Below are 5768 nucleotides of genomic sequence, written 5' to 3' on the forward strand. Positions count from 1 at the left end.
AACAAAAAGTCTGCTTAATTTAGCAGAGTGAGGTAGTTGCATGAAAAAAAGAGAAAAAATAAAGGTGACAAAGCTGCGGGCAGAACGTCTCGCTCGTGGATATACCTTGTCTCAGGTGGGCGATGCAGTAGGCGTAGGTAAAACAACTATAAAAGCGTATGAACTGCTGCAACGTACACCTAGCCTACAGGTATATCGACGTCTGGAGGCATTTTTCGGAGTCCCTTCAGGCACAGATTTGCTTGAAACTGTTGAAATAGATAGTGATGGCGTTTTTCATAGCATAAAGTCTCTATAAGAGATTTTATAAATTTCTGTACCTTGACAACTACATATTCCAACTGTACTGCGATTTGCGATATAGAGTTGCCAGGATCCTTCTGCATTTTATTGATGTTGGAGTGTTTGCCAGTTAAAAATAGCAGCATTAAGGAGGGGAGCAGTCGCATAGACACCTAATCGCAATGAGCAACACATTAGCCAGGCTCACGAGATAAGACCTGGCCGCCTATGATCACGGGTCCACTTTGGAAGACTGCCTGCAGCGCAGGGAATAGCGATGAAATGAGCCAGCATAGACCAAAGCGTCCGTATCAGGTAATAGATAGCGGTGTGAATGTAGTATTGTTGCCCGGACCAGGGGTGCAGGAAGAGCAAATATGGTTTAACAAAATGAAAATTACTGCGCAATGGCAGTAGATATACAGGGGGGTAATCCCCCCCTGCAATGTGCTGCCAGCACAGACTTATATTTTTATGGAGGTAAATTGATGAACAAGAAAGATTTAATTACGGAAATTGCAGAAAGAACAGGGGTGGCACAGAAAGATGTAGGAACTGTTTTAGAAGGTTTTCAGAATGTGATAGAATCTGAACTGCAGAATGAAGGCAAAATTCAACTGATAGGGTTTGGCAGCTTTGAGACAAAGACGAGATCAGCGCATATGGGGATAAATCCGAAAACGGGGCAGCAGATTCTAATTCCGGAAACGAGAGTACCGATGTTTAAAGCGGGGAAGCGCTTAAAAGAAGCACTGAAATGAAAAAGGTTTACGCAACTTTGACCGGAAACGTAAACCTTAAAATCCAATAACCACTAACTTTACTTGTTTGAACTGCAATTTCAGCAAGTAAACAAAGCAGTCTCTTTAAATTAATTATAATGGGGCTGTTTTCTAATTGCAAGTGTTTTTTGCGTGAAATAATGAAAGGAGCCGAGAAGTTGAATTATTTTGGAATTTTTTTTACATTCATTGTAATACCGATGACCGTAGTATTTATGGCAGCAGCGGCAGCTTACTTTGAACGTGAAGAGAAGAAAGAGTGCTGATGAAGATGCTTTATGAGGCTTATGGGAGTAATGTGAAGGTGGATCGGATGCCATTCCGATGCTGCTAGAATATGTTGGAATTATATTTTGGAAGAATATGCTGAACATAAGTTGGAAACAGGTAAGTTTCTTTACCTTGACTCGTAATTTATAACATGCGATACTGTGAAGTGAGCGTGGGAAAGGAGGCCAGGTGGTTGCAGGACATTTACAGCAGAAGAAGGGGTATTGGTATATAGTATTAACTTATACTGATGAAAATGGTAAGCCTGCATCAAAGTGGAAATCAACAGGTCTTAAAGTTAAAGGAAATAAGCGCAATGCTGAGAAATTGTTGGAACAGTATCGGCACGAATTTGATCCGCTTAGAAATGAGGAGGGAAAAGTTGACATTGCATTTTTTGAAAACTCTAAAGTAACTGATGATATGGAAATGCAGGAACTTTGTGTCAGATGGTTGAATTATAAAAAGTACGTTGTAGAAGCATCAACTTATGCAGGATATTATAACCGTGTGTGTAAGTGGATGAGACCATATTTCCTGATACATAACTATACGGTCAGAGAAATAGGGAGTGGAGAAATCCAAGAATATATCGAATACTTACTTTCTGAAAAGCTGTCAATAAAGTCAGCAATGGATCAGAGGGATATTTTAAATGATATGTTCAAATATGCAGTAATACTGCAAGTTGTTCCTCCATGGCAAAACCCTGTTCAGTACGTGCCAAAATTAAAGGTTCCTACGAACGTGAATGCATATTACGAGGCCGATACTGCAATTGCTTTGTTGGACAGCGTAATTGGCAGTAGGATTGAGATTCCAGTATTTCTAGCATTGTATTATGGGCTTAGACGCTCAGAGATATCAGGACTTATGTGGGAGGCAGTTGACTTCAAAAACAGACAGCTTACAATCAGTCATGTAGTTGTAGCCGTTCAGATGAAGGGACATAAGACTATATATGATGCAAAAGATCGTACAAAGAACCTTGCAAGTCATAGAACTTTTCCGTTATTGAAACCTATAGAGGAAATGCTATTACGACAGCAGTCGAAACAGAAACAGCAAGCCATGGTAGCAAAGAAGTATTATGATAGCGGGTATGTTTTTACGAAAGATAATGGAATGCCTTATACGCCAGGATATATTTCAGGGGAGTTTAAGCGACATTTGGAGCGGAATGGCTTTCCTCCTATACGATTCCATGATCTTCGGCACAGCTGTGCCAGCGTCTTACTTGCGGATACAGATCGTAGAGTATCATTGAAGGATATTCAGCTTTGGCTTGGACATGCTAACATACAATCTACGATGAGATATGCGCATTTAGGAGAACAGTTTTCCAAATTACATACTGCTTCATGCATTGAAAATGCTCTTCTGAGAGACCATGGATGAACTTTCTTTTGACAAATATAGAGAACTGGAGCGATTTTTTTCATAAATATTTCAAAATAATACAATTTATTCCTGTTGAAAACAAAGTAAAAGTGTTGTAAAATAGCCATATAGACATTTATGGGGGTGTAAAGGTTTCGACGGGGGTGTAGAAGCCGGACCAGCGAGCCGTAGTCGCCAAGTCTACGTTAAAAGTGGCCGTTTAAATATAAACGCTAAAAAGAATAACAATTTCGCATTTGCTGCTTAATTAACGCAGCGCGCGTGTCAGCTCCGGTTTACCTGTAGGCTGGAGATCTGGCATCGATTATACAGGAAAACCTTGCGAGAGTTTCCGGTATCGTAAGGGACTTACGGAATAGTGCTTCTGTCAGCTTGCTGACGGGCGGTCAGAAGCGCGAACTTTAAATCATCAGCTGCGCTCGGAGAAAGTCCTGTGGAAATGCTTTCGGACAGGAGTTCGACTCTCCTCATCTCCACCATGATAATATTGAAAATCCAACGTTTTTAGGCGTTGGATTTTTTCTTGACTACATTTTGACTACAATTTGTGATATCTTCATAAAATTGCTCTAATTTATCTGACACACCCTTATCAGAACTTCTAAAATAATACTCATATATTTCTTGCGTGATTCTTGTGTTGCTATGCCCAATCATTTGGACACATCAACGATTTGTACGCCAATAGAGGATAATATAGCTGCATGAGTGTGCCGAAGTCATGAAACTTGCTTTTGAAATTATATTGTATTATTTCTTTATTTTTTGAAATAAACTCCATAAATCGCACTTCATTTATTTCGATATTAGTGATATACTGAAAATAGATTCGTTGGATTAAGTTCTTTGTAGATGCTATAGGCAAAGTTGCAAAAAGATCAGATCAGTTGCTGATACAGTATGAAACTATTATGGTCAAAGATAAAAAATCATTTAAAAGATATACGATTGCTGACTAAGAACGTTTGGATCGCATATGATTACCTTAAGCTCTTTCCTGTGACTAGCATTTCCCATGCTGCAAAGCAGTTGGGAAGTTCGTTCAATTCAATATCAATGGATGTGCACGTATTAAGCGAGAATAGTATCGTCATTCAAAAAATGATAACGTGAGGAATCGTATTTGGGAGTATGCTTCTCTTGCATCTCTTTTTATACAAGAATAATGTTCATTTTTAGGGAATATTCAATAAGATTAAGTTATCGGCTGTTTATTCCTGAACTTCAGGCATCTATAAATATCTAATATTCGGAGGATATAATGACGCAATCAAATATCATCATGTACACGACAGAAGATGGAGTCACAAAAATAGAAGTTACATTTGACCATGACACAGTTTGGCTCTCCATAGATCAAATGGCCGAATTATTTCAACGAGATAAAAGTGTAATTGGAAAACATGTAAGAAATATTTTTAAAGAAGGAGAATTGGCAAAAGAAGCAGTTTGGGCAAAATTTGCCTACACTGCTTCTGACGGTAAGACCTATCAGGTAGATTTCTATAATTTAGATGTTATTATTTCCGTTGGTTATCGGGTAAAATCCCTGAGAGGAACACAGTTTAGAATATGGGCTACTTCTATTTTGAAGGAATATATGAAAAAAGGATTCGCATTAGATGATAATCGACTTAAGAATCTCGGAGGCGGAAACTATTTTGATGAATTGTTAGCTCGCATCCGTGATATTCGCTCTTCCGAAAAAGTATTTTGGAGAAAAGTATTGGAAATATATGCAACCAGCATTGATTACAATCCGAAAGCAGAGAATTCAATTATATTTTTTAAACAAGTACAAAATAAAATGCACTGGGCAGCTCATAAGCAAACAGCAGCAGAAGTAATTTATCAACGGGCAGATGCGGACAAAGACAATATGGGATTAACAGCATGGGCTGGAAAGGAGATTAAACGTTCTGATGTAGAGGTTGCAAAGAATTATTTAAACGAAAAAGAAATAGATGCGTTAAATAAAATCGTTATGGCGTATTTAGATATTGCGGAAGTCCATGCCTTGAATCAAGAACCAATGTATATGAAAGACTGGCTGGAAACAATTGACGACTATCTGAAAATGACAAGAAGGGATATTTTAACTACAAAAGGAAGAGTTACACATAAACAGGCTCTTGAAAAGGCGCATGGAGAATACGAGAAATATCGGAAAAAGCAGGAGGATATCCTTTCTCCGGTGGAATGTCATTTTCTTGAAAGTATAGAAGAATTACAAGGGTTGGAAGATAAAAAATAATTTTGCCTAATCTGACGCAAGCAGAAAGGTGGGTTGCAGAGCAGGAATTATTTATCAGCCAACTCTCAGTGAATTTATTGATGTAGAGTACGCCTATTCGCGTATGAATGTATTTGTAACAACTCATGAATTTTTGATTCTTTCAAAAGAAACCAAGAAGGATGTTGTTGCCTTTCTTATTGCAATGAGAAGAAACAAAGAAACCAGCCAAACAGAAGGCTTCATTGCAGAAGAGATAATTTACGAGGAACTTCAAAAGATCATCAGTATAATTCAGTCGTGAAGATTTTGTATTAGCTTTATTTGTCACCTATTTCCATGAGGGTATGAACAGCAATTGTAAGCATAAAGAAATATGTTTGCAATTGCTGTTTTTAATTATTTTTGTCGTGGGCTTGACATATGGGTGCCTTAAACCAGCCATAAGTGTTCTTGGGATATTGTGGGGTGCCCTCAGCAGTTGTAAAGACATAGCTATTATCTTTCTAATCTCCCTGTATGATACGCATGCTTCTTTTTTGTAGTTCCTGCAGTTCGGCAAGCATGTCCATAATAAAAGATGGTACAGTTATGATTCTTGTAGAGCTTTCCAGTTTTGGCGTGTCCTCGACTATTCCGATGGCAGGCACAGGGACGATTTGAAAGGCTCATAGGAAGCATGAAACAGGCACAAGGAAGGGAATGCTTAAAGGAAGAAAACGTCTTAGAATGGACAGAGCGACCCAACAACATAAGAGCTTGTGCGAAGGAGATTGTGAATGGGGAAATTATCTTTGTAT

5 protein-coding genes, 1 other RNA gene and 1 pseudogene are annotated in these 5768 nt (G+C 38.5%); all 7 read left to right on the top strand.

Features of this window, described 5'->3' with window-relative positions; translation table 11 throughout:
* The first annotated feature begins 40 nt into the window (after window positions 1–40).
* Window positions 41–298: a helix-turn-helix transcriptional regulator gene (locus D1155_RS15295; protein ID WP_160203277.1), complete on the top strand. Its 258-nt coding sequence runs from the start codon at window positions 41–43 to the stop codon at window positions 296–298.
* A gap of 472 nt (window positions 299–770) precedes the next feature.
* Window positions 771–1043: an HU family DNA-binding protein gene (locus tag D1155_RS15300; protein WP_160203278.1), complete on the top strand. Its 273-nt coding sequence runs from the start codon at window positions 771–773 to the stop codon at window positions 1041–1043.
* 480 nt (window positions 1044–1523) lie between these two features.
* Window positions 1524–2732 carry a site-specific integrase gene (locus D1155_RS16160; protein WP_160203279.1) on the top strand — a complete coding sequence of 403 codons (1209 nt, stop codon included), beginning with the start codon at window positions 1524–1526 and terminating at the stop codon, window positions 2730–2732.
* A gap of 122 nt (window positions 2733–2854) precedes the next feature.
* Window positions 2855–3214, top strand: a transfer-messenger RNA (tmRNA) gene (ssrA, locus tag D1155_RS15310).
* Between the two features lie 782 nt (window positions 3215–3996).
* Complete coding sequence (locus D1155_RS15315) at window positions 3997–4989, top strand: virulence RhuM family protein (protein ID WP_160203280.1); 993 nt, start codon at window positions 3997–3999, stop codon at window positions 4987–4989.
* A 28-nt stretch (window positions 4990–5017) separates the two neighbouring features.
* Window positions 5018–5272: a hypothetical protein gene (locus tag D1155_RS15320; protein ID WP_160203281.1), complete on the top strand. Its 255-nt coding sequence runs from the start codon at window positions 5018–5020 to the stop codon at window positions 5270–5272.
* Window positions 5273–5611: 339 nt separating this feature from the next.
* A pseudogene (locus D1155_RS15325) lies at window positions 5612–5768 on the top strand (TnpV protein); the annotation flags it as partial.

Origin of the sequence: Anaerotruncus sp. 80 (genome assembly GCF_009936115.1) — a bacterium.
Taxonomy (GTDB): domain Bacteria; phylum Bacillota; class Clostridia; order Peptostreptococcales; family Anaerovoracaceae; genus Senimuribacter; species Senimuribacter intestinalis.